General features: G+C 41.8%; 18 protein-coding genes and 1 pseudogene. 2 read left to right on the plus strand and 17 right to left on the minus strand.

What is annotated here, in order from left to right; genetic code table 11:
- Positions 1–73: 73 nt before the first annotated feature.
- From GKG41_RS10330 to GKG41_RS10340, 3 genes are all read right to left on the minus strand, one after another.
- Positions 74–1192, minus strand: a complete 1119-nt coding sequence (locus GKG41_RS10330; protein ID WP_154258402.1) for a DUF5688 family protein — start codon at positions 1190–1192, stop codon at positions 74–76.
- Between the two features lie 2 nt (positions 1193–1194).
- Entirely contained in the window at positions 1195–3303 is a 2109-nt protein-coding gene (locus tag GKG41_RS10335) for a DNA topoisomerase 3 (RefSeq protein WP_154258403.1), read from the minus strand.
- Positions 3304–3480: 177 nt separating this feature from the next.
- Entirely contained in the window at positions 3481–3888 is a 408-nt protein-coding gene (locus GKG41_RS10340; protein WP_154258404.1) for a hypothetical protein, read from the minus strand.
- A gap of 206 nt (positions 3889–4094) precedes the next feature.
- Between GKG41_RS10340 and GKG41_RS10345 the strand changes: the two genes are divergently transcribed.
- Together GKG41_RS10345 and GKG41_RS10350 are read left to right on the plus strand one after the other, a co-directional pair.
- A complete protein-coding gene (locus GKG41_RS10345; RefSeq protein ID WP_154258405.1) occupies positions 4095–5006 on the plus strand; it encodes an XRE family transcriptional regulator in 912 nt (303 codons plus the stop codon).
- A gap of 168 nt (positions 5007–5174) precedes the next feature.
- Positions 5175–6215 (plus strand): annotated as a pseudogene (locus GKG41_RS10350) (nucleotide sugar dehydrogenase); the annotation flags it as partial.
- Here the strand turns inward: GKG41_RS10350 and GKG41_RS10355 are convergent.
- The 14 genes from GKG41_RS10355 to GKG41_RS10415 all read right to left on the minus strand — a co-directional run bounded on the left by GKG41_RS10355 (position 6195) and on the right by GKG41_RS10415 (position 19160).
- A complete protein-coding gene (locus GKG41_RS10355) occupies positions 6195–7211 on the minus strand; it encodes a Coenzyme F420 hydrogenase/dehydrogenase, beta subunit C-terminal domain (protein ID WP_154258406.1) in 1017 nt (338 codons plus the stop codon). The pseudogene GKG41_RS10350 and the gene GKG41_RS10355 overlap by 21 nt on opposite strands.
- Positions 7204–8163 (minus strand): polysaccharide pyruvyl transferase family protein, encoded by a 960-nt coding sequence (locus GKG41_RS10360; RefSeq protein ID WP_347563322.1) that lies wholly within the window; start codon positions 8161–8163, stop codon positions 7204–7206. The genes GKG41_RS10355 and GKG41_RS10360 overlap by 8 nt, the downstream gene beginning before the upstream one ends.
- Before the next feature lie 7 nt (positions 8164–8170).
- Entirely contained in the window at positions 8171–9235 is a 1065-nt protein-coding gene (locus GKG41_RS23475; protein WP_243142174.1) for a recombinase family protein, read from the minus strand.
- Entirely contained in the window at positions 9120–12221 is a 3102-nt protein-coding gene (locus tag GKG41_RS23145) for a SpaA isopeptide-forming pilin-related protein (protein WP_173015581.1), read from the minus strand. The genes GKG41_RS23475 and GKG41_RS23145 overlap by 116 nt, the downstream gene beginning before the upstream one ends.
- A 16-nt stretch (positions 12222–12237) precedes the next feature.
- On the minus strand, positions 12238–12759 hold the full coding sequence (locus tag GKG41_RS10370) for a hypothetical protein (RefSeq protein ID WP_154258409.1): 522 nt from the start codon (positions 12757–12759) through the stop codon (positions 12238–12240).
- Between the two features lie 90 nt (positions 12760–12849).
- Positions 12850–13566, minus strand: coding sequence for a DUF4366 domain-containing protein (locus GKG41_RS10375; RefSeq protein ID WP_154258410.1), 717 nt, complete (start codon positions 13564–13566; stop codon positions 12850–12852).
- Positions 13559–13810, minus strand: coding sequence for a DUF4315 family protein (locus GKG41_RS10380; protein ID WP_173015580.1), 252 nt, complete (start codon positions 13808–13810; stop codon positions 13559–13561). The genes GKG41_RS10375 and GKG41_RS10380 overlap by 8 nt, the downstream gene beginning before the upstream one ends.
- 20 nt (positions 13811–13830) lie before the next feature.
- Positions 13831–16086: a CD1108 family mobile element protein gene (locus GKG41_RS10385; RefSeq protein WP_154258412.1), complete on the minus strand. Its 2256-nt coding sequence runs from the start codon at positions 16084–16086 to the stop codon at positions 13831–13833.
- Between the two features lie 46 nt (positions 16087–16132).
- The gene (locus GKG41_RS10390; RefSeq protein ID WP_173015579.1) at positions 16133–16945 is read right to left on the minus strand and encodes a phage replisome organizer N-terminal domain-containing protein; all 813 of its coding nucleotides are present in this window, start codon (positions 16943–16945) and stop codon (positions 16133–16135) included.
- Positions 16932–17150 (minus strand): hypothetical protein, encoded by a 219-nt coding sequence (locus GKG41_RS10395; RefSeq protein WP_154258414.1) that lies wholly within the window; start codon positions 17148–17150, stop codon positions 16932–16934. Before GKG41_RS10395 ends, GKG41_RS10390 begins: the two co-directional genes overlap by 14 nt.
- Positions 17147–17374: a hypothetical protein gene (locus tag GKG41_RS10400; protein ID WP_154258415.1), complete on the minus strand. Its 228-nt coding sequence runs from the start codon at positions 17372–17374 to the stop codon at positions 17147–17149. Before GKG41_RS10400 ends, GKG41_RS10395 begins: the two co-directional genes overlap by 4 nt.
- The gene (locus GKG41_RS23150; protein WP_173015577.1) at positions 17367–17516 is read right to left on the minus strand and encodes a hypothetical protein; all 150 of its coding nucleotides are present in this window, start codon (positions 17514–17516) and stop codon (positions 17367–17369) included. The genes GKG41_RS10400 and GKG41_RS23150 overlap by 8 nt, the downstream gene beginning before the upstream one ends.
- Before the next feature lie 575 nt (positions 17517–18091).
- Positions 18092–18541 (minus strand): sigma factor-like helix-turn-helix DNA-binding protein, encoded by a 450-nt coding sequence (locus GKG41_RS10410; RefSeq protein WP_173015576.1) that lies wholly within the window; start codon positions 18539–18541, stop codon positions 18092–18094.
- Positions 18534–19160, minus strand: coding sequence for a sigma-70 family RNA polymerase sigma factor (locus GKG41_RS10415; RefSeq protein WP_154258418.1), 627 nt, complete (start codon positions 19158–19160; stop codon positions 18534–18536). The genes GKG41_RS10410 and GKG41_RS10415 overlap by 8 nt, the downstream gene beginning before the upstream one ends.
- Positions 19161–19518 lie beyond the last annotated feature (358 nt).

The following is a 19518-nucleotide window of genomic DNA, read 5'->3' on the forward strand; positions in this document are numbered from 1 at the left end:
ACCAGATTGCAAATCAATCTTTAACTTCAAGTGGCCTTCTAAACATCTTTTAATGAAAAATCATGCAATTTGATTAGATTGAGATGTCGTTCTTATGCTGCTTCGCAGCTTCTTTTACAGGATTCTTTGGCTGAGCTGCCACCTGCTCTTTCTTTTGACTTAATCGGCCAAGAACAGACTTTTTCTCGCCCACGTCGCCGTGCTCCTTATTTGCAGTTTTTGCTCTTGCTGCTTCCTTCTCCTGCATTCGTGTTTCGAAGCGTTCTGCTTTCTCAAATACATGATCCTGTGTATCATAGTGATAAACTTCATCGGCAAGTCGATCTGCAGGCGCAACCTGTGTTGCATTGATTTCCACAACCATTGCCTTAAGTTCCTGAAAAGACATTTCTCCGTTATCAGGAATAACAAGACATTCATGTACACTGGACGGGAGAATAAAGAAATTACCCTCCAGTTTTTCTCCAAGCTGCTCGAAAACATTAGGATAAAACATGACTGCCGCACCATTAATGGACTGGTCATTTGTAATGACTGTCATGGGATTCTGTCCCATGGGAATCATCTCCTCAAGCATGACATCGACTTCCTCCTGGTTAAGGCCTGAAGCAAGCATGTCCTTGCTCATCATTTCCTTCATAACCTCCTCCATAGAAGCGATTTTAGCTGGAAAAAGCTTAGGACTGTTTTCCATTGCATCCTGGTGAAGCTGCTCTTTTGTAACTCCAAGTGTTTCAAGAAGTGGATATGTGACCATTGTAGAGGCGATGCCTTCCTCTCCCTGTGCTGCAACTAAATGATAAGTAATTGCAAGGTTTTCCACTTTTGTAAAAGGCGCATTTTCTAATGCTTCCTGATTGTTTTCAAGATTACTTACACGGATAAAAAGCTTACTTTTATCATATGTCAGTAAGTTATCCAGGCTAACATCCAGCTGCGGCTGCGCTGTAATGGTATCCATAATCTGATCAACAATTTCATCAAAATCACGTCCATTCTCATACTGCTCATGGAAAGCATTCAGATTAATGGTTGGAGATACAATCTGATCAGGACGCTGTACCGAAAGACCTGTATAATGCTCATTCAGTTTATAATTCTCAGCTAATCGAATCGTTGCATCTTTATATTCTTCAGGAAGGCCGCTTTTCACGGCCTCCTGAACTGACTCTGCAAATGTTTTAAATTCCATCTTTATTTACGCTTACCCTTTCTCTGCGATTTATCATATTTCTTTGGGAATTCCAGATTGAACTGGACCTTTTCTCCAGAGGCATCCATTACAATATCAGCAGCAAATAAGTTCCCCGTCTTTGAAGAACACAGATCCTTACAGTGAGTGCGACCTGACTTCAGCATTTCGGCTGCCATACGTGCATCCACACGTTTATTCATATTTGTCAGATAATAATTATCCTTCCAGAGAGTAAAGCTGCATTCCTTGTTCACACAGTAAAAATTGCGTCTGCCTTCGAATACCAGGCTCCCGCATTTCGGACAAGTACCAATACTATCCAGGATACGAAAACGCTGCCTTTCATCCTCAGCTATCAATTCGCATCCGTTTAATACAGACCCAATCAAACCTCGGATTCCTCTCATAAACTGGTCTGGATCCATAGATCCATGCTCCATATCAAGCAGCTGATTTTCCCAGTTTGCAGTCAAAGAAGCAGACTTCAGCATATCCGGGAGAACTTCAATCATCTCCTCGCCTTCTTCTGTAGATACAATCTGCTTTCCTTTTCTTCTGGCATACCCTGAATGAACAAGCTTTTCGATAATTGATGCCCTGGTTGCAGGTGTTCCAAGTCCCTTCTTTTCTGTCTCAGAATCAAACTCTTTATTTCCTGCACGCTCCATAGCCTGAAGTAATGTATCTTCTGTAAATGCCTTTGGAGCTGTTGTAAAATGCTCTGAAAGTGCTCCTGTAACAGAATGGAAGTAATCCCCTTCATGAACTGATACCGGTGCATCTTTAACATCATCCTCTTCAGACTGTTTTTTTACTTCATGGTCTAATCCCTCAAGGTTTTTCCAGCCCATATCCACAACGCATTTAAGCTTCTGTGAAAAAGCATTGCCAGCACACTCCGCATGCACTGCCGTTTCGTTGTAGATGTAAGGCGCAGCCACAGCCATCACCATACGAGTCCAGATCAAGTGAAGAATATTAAGCTGTTTTTCTGAGAGATCATTTTCATCACAATCAAAGAAATCATTTGTGATAATAATTGCATGATGATCAGACACTTTTGCATTATTAATCACCTGATTTACACCATCGTCAGAAACCTCAAATACACCAAGTTCTTTTAAAAGAGAATATTCCTGGATCCTTTTAATGAAATCCGCAAAAGAACCTCTCATGTCCTCGGTAATAAACTGGCTGTCTGTTCTCGGATAAGTGATCAATTTTGCTTCATATAAAGCCTGGGCTGCATCCAATGTTTCTTTTGCCGTATAGCCATAGTATCTGTTCGCTACCCTCTGAAGAGTGGTCAGATCATAGAGCTTAGGCGGGTTAATACGCTTAGTCTGAGTATCAACAAGACTGATATGAGCATCAGCCCCATCCACCATAGAAAGCATATCTCTTGCCATACCTGCATCAGTAAGCTTCGGGCTTACCAGATCAAGACCCTCTGCCTTCACATGTACCAGATAGTATTTTTCCTTAATGAAATCCCTGATCTGTCGATCACGTTCCACCAACATGGCAAGAGTCGGTGTCTGAACTCGTCCTACACGAAGTGTTCTGGAATAGACTGAAGTGTATGCTCTGGTTGCATTCATACCCACAAGCCAATCAGCCTTTGCTCTGCACACCGCAGCATCAGAAAGACCTGCATATTCACTGGCATCCTTAAGATGTGCAAAGCCATCTGCGATTGCACGATCCTCCATAGAACTGATCCACAGACGTTTTACAGGAAGTCTTGATTCTGAAAGGTCATATACTCTCTTAAAGATAAGTTCTCCCTCTCGTCCGGCATCACAGGCATTGACTGCAAACGCTACATCGGAACGATTGAAAAGGCTCTTCAGCTCATTAAATTGGTCCCTTTTATCCGATGCAACAGAAAGCTCCCACTGTTCCGGGATAATAGGAAGATCATCAAAATTCCAGTTCTTATATTTCGGATCATAATGTTCAGGCGGAACATACTCTGCCAGATGGCCTAAGCACCAGCTAACAATGTAATCACCTCCCTCCATATAGCCGTCCTTTCGCTCATTTGCCCCAAGGACCTTGGCAATCTGCTGTGCTACACTTGGTTTCTCACTTACTACTAAAATCATTGCTACCTCCTTCGCCGGCTTTCCGGCTCCATCTAAAAATTTTCAAAAGCACCTCATAAGTGCTTTCACTAAATCACTTTGAAATCGGTAGTTTGGTATGGGGTTTGTCAAAAAAAGTCAAAAAAAGAAAGGACAGCCACGATTGGCCATCCTTCCAAGGGACTACTTCATTCAGTTTTATTCTTCAGACTCATCGTCAGCTTCAGATGATTCGTAATTATAATCTTCAATTACATATTCTTCATCATCGTCATCTGTATGATATGTCTCACCATATTCCATGCCTTCATTTACATCATCGTCCGCTTCCTTCTGTGCCTTTTTCTTTTTATAGTAGTAAGAAAGCAACCTTGCACTGGATGCATTCTTAAGTGCTCCTTTATCTTGAATCGTTTCCAATTCCATATTTATATAATTACCAAGCACCAGCTTCATATCTTCACCGAAGAAGTTCGTCAACACCTCGAATGCAGTATATGGTCTGGTTTCATCCGGAACCTTGTTTCCAGTATTCCTAGAAACAGGAAGAGCAACTATTTCTCCCCGTGCTCCTTCCATAAGATTTCTAATCATTGTATATTCCAATAGCATCACCTACTTCATCATTTATTGTAGTGGGATCGTGTAGCTTTATTATAATCGACCATCAGTTCGATTTCAAGCAGAAAGTTATATGTTATTTTGCATTTAGTTATTGCAATGCACAATATTCTTGTGCTATACTGACAATGTCAGTATAGATGAATAGTAGTTCAAGTAAACCATCTGACTTAGAATTGGAGTAAGAGGCCATGGGTAAAAATGATAAAAATACCAAAAACAGTGGATCTTCTAAAAGCAATATTACTTCTATCAGTAGTAAATTAAAAATTCATATGACTGATCAACCAACCATGAAAGAAAATGATTGGTCTTTTGGTGGTGTAATTAAGGAATATCGTAATAAAGCAGGTCTCAGTCAAAATAGTCTTGCGGAAATGATGAATACATCACGTAATACAATCATTAATTGGGAAACTGATAAAAGTCGTCCAGATATTGATAATATCCGAGAACTTTGTCTGCTTCTTGGAATCCCATTATCTGAATTATTCAATATTCCGTCTACTGAGCAGCCTTCTACAAAAGAAAAAACCATGCTGTCACAATTCCGTAAGCTTAGTACTGTAAGCCAAAGAATCATAACGCGTATGGTTAATAGTATGTATGAAGAAGAAACTGATGCCAGGGACGAATACTTACGCTCCTCTTATCGAATCCTTCCTCTGGAAGCAACTGCTGTTGCTGCAGGGACTGGATGTGACTTTAACGATCTTCCTGCAGAACCAATATTTATAAAAAACAATCCATATAGCGAACTAGCAGATGCTATCATCCGTGTATCTGGTGCAAGCATGGAACCGCTATACCATGATGGTGATTTTCTTTATGTCGTATACACTCAGGAACATACTGACGGAGACGATGTAATCTGTACTACTGCCGACGGAGCCGTCGTTAAAAGAGCCATTGATGATAAGCTTATATCTCTTAACACAAAATATCCATTTGGCGAAAAACATGAAGACGATCATGTAAGAATTCTTGGAAGAGTCATTGGTATTGTTAGTCAAAATGACATTGCTGTTGGTGAAGATCAATCTAATCTAGAAATATTACAGTCCAAGGAACTACGCGAATTCTATAAACTTCATAACAAATGATCCATATTCCATTTTAAGCGACATTTGTTTGTCTTTTAAAATGGAATATTTATTTTATTTCTATTTATAATTGACATATTGTGTTTCATTTGCTATTCTACTGACATATTTAGCATTGCTACTCTTGCAATCACAAATTCCATTTTAAATGACATTTGGAGAATATATATGAAAAAGTTATCTGTAAAGAAAATGGCTGATACTATTACAGCTAAAAGAAAAGGAAAAAAACTTACTCAAGCTCAACTTGCAGAACTGACCGGAATCAACAGAGGTATGATTAGTCGTTTGGAAAGCTATGACTATACTCCTACTATCGATCAGTTACAGGCAATGGCAGAGGTTCTTGATTTTGAAGTAGTTGACTTCTTTGAAGAGGAAAAAGTACTTTCGTCCAACCCTGCAAACTTAGACAAAAAATACAATATTGCTGTCGCTGGTACCGGTTATGTAGGATTGTCTATTGCTACCCTTCTTGCACAGCACAATCACGTAACTGCTGTAGATATCATTCCAGAAAAAGTAGAGCTGATTAACAATAAAAAATCACCTATCCAGGACGACTACATTGAAATGTATCTTGCTGAGAAAGAGCTTGATCTTACTGCCACTTTAGATGGCGAAGAAGCTTACAAAAATGCTGATTTTGTTGTTATTGCAGCTCCAACAAATTATGACAGCAAAAAGAATTTCTTTGACTGCTCAGCTGTAGAGGCAGTTATTGAATTAGTATTAAGAACAAATCCAAACGCTATGATGGTCATCAAATCTACTATTCCGGTTGGCTATACTGCATCTATAAGAGCAAAATATAATACAAAGAACATTATCTTCAGCCCTGAGTTTCTTCGTGAATCTAAGGCTCTTTATGATAATCTCTATCCTTCAAGAATTATCGTTTCTTGCGATGAAGAATCCGCCGAAAAAGCACATATTTTCGCTTCTCTTCTTCAGCAGGGAGCAATCAAAGAAGATATCGATACATTATTCATGGGATTTACAGAAGCTGAGGCAGTTAAACTCTTTGCTAATACTTATCTTGCACTTCGTGTATCTTATTTTAATGAGCTTGATACATATGCAGAAACAAAAGGATTAAACACACAGGAAATCATCAATGGTGTTTGTCTTGATCCACGTATTGGAATGCATTATAACAATCCGAGTTTTGGATATGGTGGATACTGCTTACCAAAAGACACAAAAAGGACGTTTATCAGCATGTATTAATACATCTTTTATTGCAAGAAAAATCTGCTTTCCTTTTAAGGTATTTACTAATATGCAAGAAACATTTCGTGGGCCATAATCGCATGAAGCTGCTTTACCTAATCCGGAATAATCCGAAATTGTAAGATCTCCAACTCTTTCCCTTCTAGCATATTTACATTTATAACAATTTTCTCTATAGGTTATCCCATAGTGATATCCAACTTGGTACGCATCATTCCTATGTACTTTTTTCTTATAATAGGTTTTTTCCCCATTTTTTAGTGAAAAAGTAAAAGTATGTGTTCCTTCTTCTGGATCCCTAAAAAACACACCAGTTGTTGTATTATTATATTTCTTTTCAATGAATGAAATGTGTTCTTGCAATATATGTGTTTCTGTAGTTCCATGACAAACTATATCAACTACAATTAAATTATTGTCAGATATTTTTTTCGTTTTGATGTATTGTTGCAGCCCAGCAACTTGACAAGGAATTCCAATAAATAGCACTTTTTTATCACGTTTCAGCAATTCTCCAATTTCAAAATAAACTGTCTTAGTATCACTATGTACATATTTTGAATTTTGAAACGCTAAGAATTCTTTTTCAGAACTATACAATCCATATTCCGGTAATAAATTGTCATTCATTTTCACTCCTGAATAATAATAACCATTACCAGAACAATATCTATACAACTCGGTTGCTATACCTCCAGATGCACTGGTTTCTCTGATATTTTTGTCCATTGACCACGCTGCATAGCTTTCTAATGGATAATTCCAGGGCGAATCATTTAATTGTGGACACGCTTGTTCACATAGATTACATGCACAACAATCTTCCATATTCTTTAATGCAATGGTAGTTCCATAGTCATTTTTTTTATAGGATATGCATTTTTTCGGACATATCTGAATACAACTACCACATGCCGTACATTTATCAAAACAAACAGGCTGAAACTGATTGTAAAATAAAGCATTACTCATTTAACATTTTTGTCAATATGGATATTGACTCCTCCCTGAATGATTGTAAATTATCATTAACAATTGCGTAGTTGATTTTTTTATAGTTCAAAACATCGACCTCATCTCCGCAGTTTTCTTGAACACCGATTCGATTTGCCAACGATAAAACTCTTGATTTATGGGCTCGTGTATAAAACAAAAATTCTTTATTGTAATATATTGAGAAAAGCATTCCATGGTATGAAGCAGTAAATATCATCTGAGCATTAAAAATCAAACCAAGAAACTCATTTAATGACTTCGGTTTTACATTTTTTACCCCTGATACAGGCATATCGTAATTAATATATATAACCTTGCAATTATTCTTTTTTGCATATTTTTTTGCATCCATTAAATTCTTTGAATGTGGATCCCTAAAATAAACAAGTACATATTTTCCATTATAATTATTAGGAACTATATAATTGTTCCATTCCTTTGTTGTTAATAACATTGTTGGATCACACACCCATTCTGCTTTAGGTCCATTAATAGATTTCAACCACTCTACAGCAGCATTTTCTCGCACTGCTATACCCTGAAAATCATTTAAATAAAAAGCTACACGATTTTCATCCCCTCTAATAGCATAGTCGCCAACTGACGATGCAAAAGCATATTTTTTCTTTTTATCCTCAATAAAATTCAAAAAATAAGTATAATCGTTATCTGTAATATCGCGTCCCCAAACAATATCGCTTCCAACAAACACCTTAGAATATTCTTTACCTGCATTCTCAATATTTTCAGGCGTAAAAATATCACTAATCTGAAAACTCCGATCAACAAATTCCTGCAAAGTTTTCGCTTTCTTCTTATATCCCGGTAAAAACAGTATATTTTTAATCGTTTTTTTTACATTTCTTTCAACGAATGATTTATTAAGATTTTCGCGTTTCTCAATGGCTGGACATCTATAATCAATGATCTCACACTTATGACCTAACTGTCATTTTCAAAAGGTCTGAGTGCATATCATTCCTGCATTCGGATCTAAGGTTATTTCCATGACAATAAAAATGCCCACCATTGCGGTTATTACAATAGGCATAGGATTCGTAGGTCATCACTCTACCGCAGACAGCACAGAACACTTTTCCTCTCAGTGGTTCTTCGTGCTCTCCGTACAATTCAGGCTTAGTCCTCATCTTGTCTGCAGAACGACTGATCAGCTCCTGTACCTGTTCATATTCAGATTCGGTTACCAAAGCTTCATGCTGATTTTCATGGATGATCCATTCGTCCTTAGAAGTCTTGTGTTCTGCAATTTTCAGGTAGAACGCTCTTTTTCGCTTTCCCCAGACAAGCCTTCCCAGATACACCTGATTTCTGAGAATATCTCTGAGCTTTCCAATATTCCAAAGCTCATTCTCCGGCATAGCCTCTCCTCTTTCCTTTACCATGCGATAAGCTTTGGGAGTAAGTACACCCATATAATTCAACCTGGCTGCTATCTTCCCGGTAGTCATCCCCATCAGATACCATCTGAAAATCATCTTCACAACAGGAGCCGTTTCCGGATTAACATATAAACGGTTTTCTGTTTTATCTAAGCGGTATCCATATGTAGCACGCGGGATAATAGCACTCCCTCTGCTCATGGATAACTCGTGATAAGTAGATACTCTTTTAGAGATATCTCTTGCATAAAACTCATTAACCAGGTTCTTGAGCGGCACTGAAATATTATTTCTGTCTTCCTCCCGGCTGCTATCAAAATTGTCATTTATAGCAATCAGCCTTACGTTAAGCTTAGGAAGAAAAGTCTCGATATAATACCCGGTCTCCAGAAAGTTTCTGCCAAAACGAGACAGGTCTTTTACTACGATGCACTGGATTTTTCCCTTCTTCACATCTTCCATAAGTCGAAGAAAATCCGGACGTTCAAACGCTGTGCCACTGAAGCCATTGTCGATATACACATCCGCTAGAACCAGATCGTCCGTATGAGCTATAGTAAGTTCCGAAAGGCAGATCAGATGTGAAAGATACATTGCCATTTTCATCAGCGAATGCAATTTCCATAAGACCATCTGTAGGAATAACACTCTCATCTACAGCAACGATATCCTCCTTTGCATAAAGGCCGAAGGAAACAGCTGTAATTTCACCGTTCATTCCGATTCCAAAGGTCTCGTTCTGTTCCATTTCCTTTTCTACGGAAAGCTCAAGCTTCTGTCTGTCATTGACATAGCTTGCAGAGGATGAAGTAAGGCTGATTTCCTGACCTGCATAGGTGAGCTCAACAATCTGCTCTTCCTCGTTCAGCGTATAACCGAAAGGTGCTTCCGTTTCAACTACACGGTACTTACCAAGATAAATCTCGTCGGTAGTTGCTACACCATCACCATTGGTAGTCATATCTGCTACAACAGTTCCTGCAGCAACACGAAGTGTACCGTCACCGGTATAGATATCTTCTGCTGCGATCACCTGATAGGTAGCACCGGTAAGATTTCTTACTTCATAAACAGCCTGGTAAGTAGGATTAATAACACCCCAGTTACCTTCCTTATCAATAACGCCTTCTTCACCGGATACAGATACGGAAGAAAATACTTCACCGGATTTGGTGATCGTAATAGTACCCTTCTGCGCCATATCATATGCAGTCACAGTGATTACACAAAGGCCTTCCACATCCTCATTATCTGCAGAAGTGACGGTAAAAGGAATAGGATCAGAGTTCAGAACATAACCATAAGGAGCCTGAACCTCTACCAGAGAATAATTACCGGCATCCAACTTCTGAGGAGTGATCAGATAACCATCTTCACTTACATAGAAGGTATCGATCGTTGTCAGGGTAGGATAAGTGTAGCTCATAGAAACCTTGCTGCCGGATGCATCGTAGATTTCAAAGCCAGCACCAGTCATAGGAATAGTATTACCTGTTTCTGCATCTGCCTTTACTACCTTGATATAGGCACTGTAAGGCGCATTATTGATCAGGTACTTATAAGTTTTTCCATTCTCACTGACAAATACAGTAAAGTCCTTCATGAATTCAGTTTCAGGGAAACCAGCAGTCTGATGAACCGTGTAAAGGCCATAAGGAAGATCCTTAGACTGGGCAAATCCATCCTCATCGCAGATCAAAATGTCTCTCTCAGATTCTTTTGCATTCTCATAACTGCCTGCCGATGCAAGATAGATCATGAAAGACGCACCTTCCTCAGGAGTTTCAATCTGAGTGGAACCATCGTCTGCATGCTTAATGATGGAGATATTTCCCTTAATTACCTGCTCATAGGAATTCAAAACAGGAACTGCATTGAATTCGACCTCATAGTTCTCAGGTTCTGCGCCAACGTGATATTCGGTAGGATCAAGCAGATATCCTTCGGAAGGCGTAATCTCCTTAACGGACCAGGTGCTGTCACATACATAATATCCGGTAGTGAAGCTGCCAATGGAATCGGTAGTAAAACTATCTACCAGCTCTCCGTTATGGTAGAGGCCATACACCGCACCGGCAAGAGATGCATCACCCTGCGCAGTACCATTTTCGATATCGTATTTATTGACAGTGACGTTGAACTTCTTAAGGATGTTCGTCACAGTGCTGGAAGTCACTTCGTTCCAGGCAACTGTTACATTCTGATCCTCAGGGATCACATATCGGATTGCGGTGTCAACTTCTTCCAGGGTATAACCGGAAGCGCCTGCAATCAGCACATCTTCGAAAGTTGCAATACCATTGCTGTCAGTTACAGCATACAGATCTACGCTGCTTCCGGATGCACTGGTACCGAAAAGTCTGAACTTCATACCTTCGGTAAAACCATCTTCAGAAGTTTTGGAAACGGAAAGATCTCCTCGTTTCAGTACATTCTTAAAAGTGACTGTAGCAGTTTCTCCTGAAGTAATGGTCACAGTCTGAATCTGCTGAGGTTCATAGTAGTTGCTTACTGCTTCCGATACAGTGTAGGTACCAGGAATCAGACCCTCGATGGAAATAGTTCCGTTATCACCGGTTGTAACTGTCTTATTGTAGTTATTACCGGTTACTGTCATCATAATTCCAGATACGATACCATCTTCGCTAGTTTTCACAAGCTTCAGAGTACCGCCCGGAGTATTGACCTTAAACGCTGCATTTACATCACCCACACGGGTTACACCGGAAACAACGTCCTGAAGAGAGGTGCTTCCGTAAGGTACAAGAATGGCTGATGCTGAGATACCACTAGACTTAGATACTGTAATCGTAGGGTTATTTGCGATATAGGAATCTGAAGTCAGGGTGATCTGATTTCCATTCTTAGTGATCTTCACCTTACTATCACTGCTGGAAACAGAATAGGCGGCTAATACACCGTTCTGATCCGTCATGGTAAGAGTATATTTACCATCCTTCCAGGACATAGCATGGGTTTTGTTATCAGCAAAGCTAGGAGTAACAAACCAGGTCTTCATAGCACTTTCAATTGCATGATAGTTTGCTGCTACCTCTGCATTCGCGCCGCCCTTACAGAAAGCGTTATAGATGCAATTGTTGCTAACAGCATAGCTTCCTGCATCACGATAACCGCACACAATTTCCCATACGACCATCTGAGTTGCAAGATGCTTAGAATCTCCGGAACCTGTAAGTGAACCGGCATTACCAGGCTTACCAAATGCAAGAGCCATCTTAATTGCTTCCTGCTTAGCACCACCAAGATTATTCCAGGTCTCAGAAGCATTGGCGGTCAGGCTATCACCGGTATGAAGCGGAGCACCAGGCTCGATACAGTATGCTTCCTCACCATTGGCATAGATCTGCGTCATCGTGTGACCATAACCGCCATCGGTGCCATGAGTTCCGACAAATGAATCCTGATAAAGGATCTGAGAACCGTCAGACTGATACATATATGCAAATGTGATCTGAGCCGTTTCTCCGGCTGCAAAGGCAGGCGTCGGTACAAGCCCGATGCATACCATCAGACTCAGCGCTGCAGCCATAACGCGCTTGAGTTTACCTTTAAAGATATTCTTCATTCAATTCCTCCATGAATTACAAAGACTCTTCATGCTTTTTGCTCTGACTATTCGCAGCCTTCTTTGGTACTGCAGCCACCTCTTCTTTCTTATCCGAAAGCTTACCGAGCACGGAGTCTCTGGTCTTGTACGACTCCATCAGGCTTTTAAGCTCTGTATTGGAAACCGTACGCGATTCCTTTCTCCAGATAGGCTTTCCATCTGCGTCTGCACCATCCCTTACCGAACGGGAAAGTCTGGTGGAACCGTTTTCCGGAAGCTTCATCCAAAGACCGTTACTGAACTGATTTTCGTGAACCATCTTAGGTGAGACTACAAAATACTCCCATGGACGACGATCAGACGGATCTGCGTTGGGGATCTGAATCTCAACCAGTTCCTTTCCACTCTTCGACGTAAAGGGTTCTCCCATAAGACCTCGACCAAACTTGATGGTCACTTCTTCGATGCCGAGCTTTTCACCGGCTGCTATTGCAGCTTCGGCTTCTCTTACAAAGTCCGGCACATCATTTGGCAGATATGAATTTTCATTTGCCATCGCGTTGTCCTCCTTAAAAATTTTGTTTTAGATACAAAGAGAGTTCCGCCGCTAAGGTGGAACTCCCTGTACTAACATATGGATCTTCAATTAATAATCTTCGTCCTTTGCGTCTTCGAAGACATCTTCATCTTCTATTTCTTCAGCCTCGTACTCATCGTCATCGTAGAATTCGCGATCCTCATCTACATTGCTCTGACCCTTCTTCGGCTTGATCTTGAGGAAATAATAACCACCGGCTACTGCCGCACCAAGTACAACAAATACACCTAACATAGGAAGAGTGGATGCCATTGGATTCTTCTCTGCCGGAGTTTCAGGTTCTACCTGAGGCTGATCATCCGGAGTTTCTGTAGGTGTAATGACCGGAGTCTGCTGCTCAGGTTCCTTCTGACTTTCCTCGAAAGCCTCTTTCTCCTCATCACTCATCAGCTTCATAAGATCCGCCGCATCAACCTGGTTCAGGAAGTACACATTTTCTTCCTTTGCACTGCGATCAATGATGATATAAAAGTAACTGCCATCTCTTGTAGTCACAGTCATAAACTGGAGTCCGGCTTCATCTCCATCGACATCATCAACCAGGTTCATATTTCCATCCGGTGTAAGTACTCCGGATAGCTGTTCTGTCTCAGGTTCCGTTTCCTCAGCCTCTGTCTCTTCAATGTTCTCTTCCACAACAACCGCAGAAGTATCATCGTTTGCCGCATTCTCATCGTAATAGGCAAATGCCGGAACGGCACTTCCCATTGCCATTGTTAATGTCAAAAGCAACGTAGTTACCATAGCCATTACTCTTTTACGCATCGTGACTCATCTCCTCTCTGCCGGAATCACTACCGGCATAAACTTCATGCTGGGCCTGCTGAAGTCTGCGAAGCGTTTCCATGACATCGCCCTTTCCTGCCATGTCACGGATCGTTTTCGTGATTTCTTCATCACACAGCTGTTTCTCCTGCATCTGAAGTGTCTTCAGATAATCTTCAAGCTCCTGAATACGAGCTTTGGTTTTTCTAATGTCCTCACGGACCTTTTCAATCTTTTTATTCACCTTAAAATCCTCCATGAATTTTATGAAAGTCTGCCGAAGCAGAGGAAATGTTGCTGCCAGTAGTTTGTCTGGATAGACGTGTACTGGATCGGGTTGCCGCAATGGATCATCATCCCGTTGCCCACATAGATACCAACATGGCTGGCTCCCGTTGTGTCATAGGTTCCCTGGAAGAAGATCAGATCTCCCGGTTTTGCCTGTGCAGGCGGTACATAGGTACAGATACCACGAAGGCCATCTGCTCCAAGTCTTCCCACGTTCCAACCATTACCGCAGTTATTGATTACCCAGGAAACAAATCCCGAACAGTCAAAGCTTGTGCTTGGACTACTGCCGCCCCAGACATACGGATAACCAAGATATTTTTCGGCCTCTGTAATCATTCTTCGGAACTGTGCATCCTGCAGTGCTTCCGGAGGAATCTCATAAGACATTCCACCTGGCGCGTATCCCTGATAGATAGATGCATCCCACAGGTAATCCCTATTGCCAAGAGAACTATTCAGCAGTGAGTACCATCCGATTGCCTCCGGATCATTCAGCCTGTTTCCGACAACGGTATCGAAGCCTGCATTCGTAACTGTTACATTAAGAACGCGAACCGTTCTGGTATCGGTTACTTCTACGGTCTGACTTCCATTGTCATCTGCCAAAAATGCCTCCCAGGTTCTATGTCCATGTGCACTTGCTGCAGAATGGCTATCATAGTAAACATCAAAGTCAACGCCATAGCGATCAAAAGCACCGGTATCCTCAACGGTGTACTCGACACCATTCATAACGACTTTAGTGCCCATAGGAACAGTTGGATTGTAAGCATCAACTGCAATCGTATGATTTGCAGTAGGATATACGCCGCTGGCAGTAGGACCACCGGACCACTGACCACAACAAATGCTGCAGCTGCAATAACCGCTGGTAACTACATTGCCCAGTGATTCGCCTACTCGTACCGTTCTTGTTTCCGTGATGGTTTCCGTTGTTCCTTCTACAGAAATGGAATACTGATTCTGAAAGAGAGCATCTAATGCGCTCTGAACGGTAGACGCTGTGTAATTACCATATAGAACCGTAAGGAAAGAAGTCAGATGGTATGGATTATGGGATATCTCGTCTACCTGGAACCGATATTCGTCGTATCCGGGATATGCGGTTTCAATCGTATCGATCTGCCTCTGTAATGCTGCCTCCTGATTTGCATAGTAAGATTCTGCAGCATAGATTTCTTCATCTGAAGTCAGATAAGAAGTCTCCAGAATTGCATTACCTCCACCGGTGATCATCGATCCCATAGTGCCAAGTCCATTAACAGCCATCATGATACACATAGCCCCTGCAAGTAGTACCGCCATCCAGCTTTTACTTTTATTGGCTACCCTTTTAGCTCCGTTTTTAAGCTTGTCTCCAATCGTTTCTGCACCTTTTGAAGCTACTGTTTTTCCGGTAGATCCTCCAACCGACCTGATTGGCTTTCCCTTTTTTCTTGCCTCCGCATATTCTTTTTTATACCGACGTTTCTGCTGAACTTTACTCTGCGATGCTCTTCCACCAGGTGCTTTACCAAGATCATCCGCCGCATCAAACTTCAATCTCGTAGGTTTTTCCCCGGTTTCTGTTTTGTCCAAAGAAAGCTTTTCTGTAGATTTTCGTTCAGAAGTCACATGCCCTTTTACGGTATCTTTCAGCCTGCCACCAACCGTTTCAGCCGCTTCTTCTGTTCTATGAGCAGCTTCTACCGCACTGTTGTCATCGCTATTTTCATCCACCTTTCCGTGAACAGCCCCTATAGCTGCAGCCTTGATTTTTCCCGAAGAACTAACAACTACACCAGAACTTGTTTTTCCGTCTTCAGATACAGAAAGACCAGGCTCATCGTCAAACTGGAGCCTGGTCGGTTTCTTTTTCTTCTGTTCTTCATAGATTCTTTTGCGCTGTTTTTTCTTCTTTTCACTCGGGACATCCGCTTTGTGGGATTGTGATCTAACGGAGTGTTCCTGAAGTGTTCCTTCCTGCAACAGTTCAGGTTCTGTCTCTGAAATCTCTGTGGTTTCTTCTGAAACAGAAGCAGGCACTTCCCTCTGAAGTTCCTGTACCGGATCCTCCGAATTGTTCTTCCCGTGGTAACGACGCTGCTGAGCTTTCGTGCTGGAATGACCGGCTTCAATTTTCTCCGCTTCCTCTACACCTTTTTCAAAGTCTGCATCGGCGGCACGTTCACTGATTCGTTCGGAGGTTTTGCGACTCAGGTTATCTTCAACAGCTCCGTCCCTGGTCATTCGAATGGTCACCTTATCGCGGGTACCAAGGTGTAACTCATGTTCATTAGTAGCTCGGTCCTTTCTTAAAAGAATAATCCTCAAATCCGGATTTTGCCGGTTGAGGTGCAGGTGCTTGCTTTGCAGCATCCTTTTTCGCCCACTGGATAATGGTAAGATAATGGCTTTTGTACTGCTTGCCGGTCTTATCCATGTAGGCAGACAGATAATCTATCTTTCCCCTGTAATCAGGGAATTGGCTCTTAAGGCTCAGATATTCTTCATCCGAAAGAACTACATTCTGACTTACTCCATAAAGATGTCGTGGATTTAACTCTCGCTCTTTATGTGGCTCTATGTCTGTTTCTCTCTTTTTCTCTGTCTCTATCTCTGTGTCACATTTTGTAACAGCAGGGTCACTGTCGGTCACTTCGAGGTCACATCCGGTCACATTGCGGTCACATTGTGACCCTCCCGGCAACCCGGGTAAGCTTTTTCCCTCTAACAGCTGACGTTCTCGCATGCGACGCATCTTTGCCGCGGAACTGCTTTCAGAACCTACCATCTCAGGAAGCCTTGTCATGCACAGGTCCCAATCACCAGAACCTTTTTCCAACAGATTCACTTTTTCGAGTGCTGCTATAGAAAACTGCACGGACATCAGATCTTCATCCAGATTCAAAGCGATTTCCTCTTCCATGGTTGGAAAGAGCCCTTCCAGGAAGATATAGCCGTTGGTTCGAAGGCTTACCAAAAGCAATTTCAGATAGATGATCGTGATCTTCTCGCCATCAGGAAGCTTTCGAATATATTTCATTACCGGCTGAGTGAAGAACTCTTCATGCAGCTTCAACCAGTAATATCTCTTATTGTCCGCCATCTTCATACACCTCCTCCCAGAAGGTTTTCATTCCCTTCACATAAGGGCATTCGATGTGAACGCAGAAACGATAGTCCCAATCCGGACGATGATCTTTACAGTTGGTGCATAAGAAATCTTCTCGAACATCTTTCCTGTTCGCCGGTGTTTCTCGCATCAGCTGTTCATAAGCCATTAGTCTGTTGCATGTCAGCATACTGCTCATTTTCGGACTCCCCTCTGCTGGATCTCTCTCAAGCAGTATCCGATGCAAGGGCTAACTCTGCCATAGGGACAGCCATCACAGGGACTCTTGCTTTTAACTTCCTTCTTTTCAGGAAGAAGGTAATAGCAGTTATTCTCACCCAGTTCGCAGCTCTTCTTGCCTGCCCAGTAATAGCAGTATTTGCACTCCTTAGGCTTATCTGCTGCATATCTGATTTCATTCATGCTTCTCCAGCTCCTTTCTCTTATCTTTTCCAAGCAGATGTTTATCCGTTTCACCGGCAATAACCAGACAGCAGTACATCACAATGCCATTCACAGCTAATGCCGCCAGAAGGACACCTACTACAATCTTTTCCATCATCATCGTTTCCTCCCTTGTTATTTCTAGCGATAAAAAAATCCGAACCCTTCTAACGTCCGGATCAGTATTAATCGCAAAAGGATATGGCAGAATCCGCCTGGACTCTGCCACATAGTTTTCACGATTAACGTGTGATTTTGGGTTTTCTCAGTCTTCATTTGTCCCCGACACCCCTGACTGAATATGGGAACCCTCCGACCCGCGTCCTGGTCCGGACACTCATAGGCCGTTTTACCTCCCCGTGGAACTCACCGGGCCGTCCGCATTACTGCGACTAGACGGAAGTATCATTATCCTGCATAGGCTTCATGGCAATCAGATCATACCATCAGACCTGTTTCACTTCTCTGTTGATCGCTCGTCTTAAATAAGAGTCATGGCGGCAGAAAGTCAGTTGCTCCACATATACAGATTTGAACCGGAGGGCTGCATATTCAGTTTTCAAGGTTCAGGTAAGAGGCTCATTTATTAACCCCTTCACTTACCCCGCTTGGGAGAGGCCGAAAGTCAAGGTCGAGAAAAAATTTTTTCAAAAAAATTTAGCGGTCAGATGTTTTTCATCTAACCGCCTTCTCTTTTTAAATCTGGTAATCTGTTATCCCATCCTGCTCAAACAGATGCTTGAGAGTTTTTAATGCTTTATCTCTCCTGCTTCTAACTTTCTTTCTACTCCAACCCATATGCTCCGCAGCCTTTGTGATAGACAAACCATCATCAAACAGCAATTTGATAACCTGCTTCTGCTCGGCTGGAAGAATACCAACATACTTCGAAAGAAGATTCAGGTAAAAATTTCTAAGAACGATGTTTTCTACTAAATCCCGCTCCCTGTATATATATCCTTCCAGAGGAATTCCATAAGTATCATATTGGCTTAAACTTACCTTGCCATGGGCCTGATCTCGCTCCTCCAGATACCTCTCACGCCTGTCTTCTCGATGCCAAGCGCGATATATTTTTTCTGGTACCTCTACTCGCTTTCCATCTACGCCTCTCAAATAAAACGCTTTTGTTGCCGTTTTACTCATTGTCGAACACCTCCAGAAAGCTTTCCCCAAGTTTTTCACGACAACGTTCAACGGCTCTTCGCCTTGCATCATCAACCGCCTGTTTACGAATGCCCAGATATTTTCCAATTGCCTCCATTGTCTCTCCCTGGAGGTAATACATAGAAATAACCTCTCTCTGACGTTCTGTCAGAAGGTCCAGAAGTTCTTTCATAGCTTCCTTTTTTAAATATTCATTCTCTGCCGTAGAGGAACTTGGCAATTCTGCCCAATCTTCGGATTCTGCATCATAAGAAACACAATGTGTTTTCTTGTAATGATTCTGCTCAATCCTGTCTTCTGCTTCAAGCAACATACGAACATACCAGTCCTGATTATCAAAGTAACTCTCTTCAATCTCCTGTTTTCCTTCAGCCTGATCATAAACATAGGCTCCTGCTGAAAACACAGGAACAACCGTTGAATGTTTCCCGGAGCAATACACTGCATATCCATTTTCATAAGCAATCATTACTCCGTCTTTTCCTAAATCAATCTGATCCACAACACTCACTCCCATCTCTCTGAGAGCTTTAACTGTCGGAACCTGTGTTGCTTTCGGACAACTCATTCTCAATTTCAATTCCTTCAGTGTCATCATGACTACCACCTTTCTGCCGTTTGGCAAAACGGGTGGCACGCCAATGAAAAAGGCAGCAGAAGTGGCTCCGAGCCGACCCGTTTTTTTTAACGGGAGCTCGAAGCTCCTATCCGCTGCCTGTCTTACAACAGTCGCTGTTTGTTAAGATGTGTACATGATATCGATTTAAGGCCCTTCATTCGAGGACAGTAACCGTCTCATAATGAGACACAAAAACCTTGATATTTCCTGTGTTTTTCAGGTTTTTCACAATTGGTGAAGACGGAAATTGCCGTAAAATCAAGGATTGTTTATGCGACAGTTTCTGTCCCATAATCGAAAAAATTTTTTTGCAAAATAAAAAAAGGCCCCAGGTCTA

It is taken from the genome of Lactonifactor sp. BIOML-A5 (assembly GCF_009677585.1).
Taxonomy (GTDB): domain Bacteria; phylum Bacillota; class Clostridia; order Lachnospirales; family Lachnospiraceae; genus Lactonifactor.

Bases quoted from the DNA above. Each gene is read 5' to 3' on its own strand.
- GKG41_RS10330 (WP_154258402.1), bottom strand. From the start codon at position 1,192: ATGGAATTTAAAACATTTGCAGAGTCAGTTCAGGAGGCCGTGAAAAGC.
- GKG41_RS10335 (WP_154258403.1), bottom strand. From the start codon at position 3,303: ATGATTTTAGTAGTAAGTGAGAAACCAAGTGTAGCACAGCAGATTGCC.
- GKG41_RS10345 (WP_154258405.1), top strand. From the start codon at position 4,095: ATGGGTAAAAATGATAAAAATACCAAAAACAGTGGATCTTCTAAAAGC.
- GKG41_RS10355 (WP_154258406.1), bottom strand. From the start codon at position 7,211: ATGAGTAATGCTTTATTTTACAATCAGTTTCAGCCTGTTTGTTTTGAT.
- GKG41_RS23475 (WP_243142174.1), bottom strand. From the start codon at position 9,235: ATGGCAATGTATCTTTCACATCTGATCTGCCTTTCGGAACTTACTATA.
- GKG41_RS23145 (WP_173015581.1), bottom strand. From the start codon at position 12,221: ATGAAGAATATCTTTAAAGGTAAACTCAAGCGCGTTATGGCTGCAGCG.
- GKG41_RS10370 (WP_154258409.1), bottom strand. From the start codon at position 12,759: ATGGCAAATGAAAATTCATATCTGCCAAATGATGTGCCGGACTTTGTA.
- GKG41_RS10375 (WP_154258410.1), bottom strand. From the start codon at position 13,566: ATGCGTAAAAGAGTAATGGCTATGGTAACTACGTTGCTTTTGACATTA.
- GKG41_RS10385 (WP_154258412.1), bottom strand. From the start codon at position 16,086: ATGACCAGGGACGGAGCTGTTGAAGATAACCTGAGTCGCAAAACCTCC.
- GKG41_RS10390 (WP_173015579.1), bottom strand. From the start codon at position 16,945: ATGGCGGACAATAAGAGATATTACTGGTTGAAGCTGCATGAAGAGTTC.
- GKG41_RS10395 (WP_154258414.1), bottom strand. From the start codon at position 17,150: ATGAGCAGTATGCTGACATGCAACAGACTAATGGCTTATGAACAGCTG.
- GKG41_RS10400 (WP_154258415.1), bottom strand. From the start codon at position 17,374: ATGAATGAAATCAGATATGCAGCAGATAAGCCTAAGGAGTGCAAATAC.
- GKG41_RS23150 (WP_173015577.1), bottom strand. From the start codon at position 17,516: ATGATGATGGAAAAGATTGTAGTAGGTGTCCTTCTGGCGGCATTAGCT.
- GKG41_RS10410 (WP_173015576.1), bottom strand. From the start codon at position 18,541: ATGAGTAAAACGGCAACAAAAGCGTTTTATTTGAGAGGCGTAGATGGA.
- GKG41_RS10415 (WP_154258418.1), bottom strand. From the start codon at position 19,160: ATGATGACACTGAAGGAATTGAAATTGAGAATGAGTTGTCCGAAAGCA.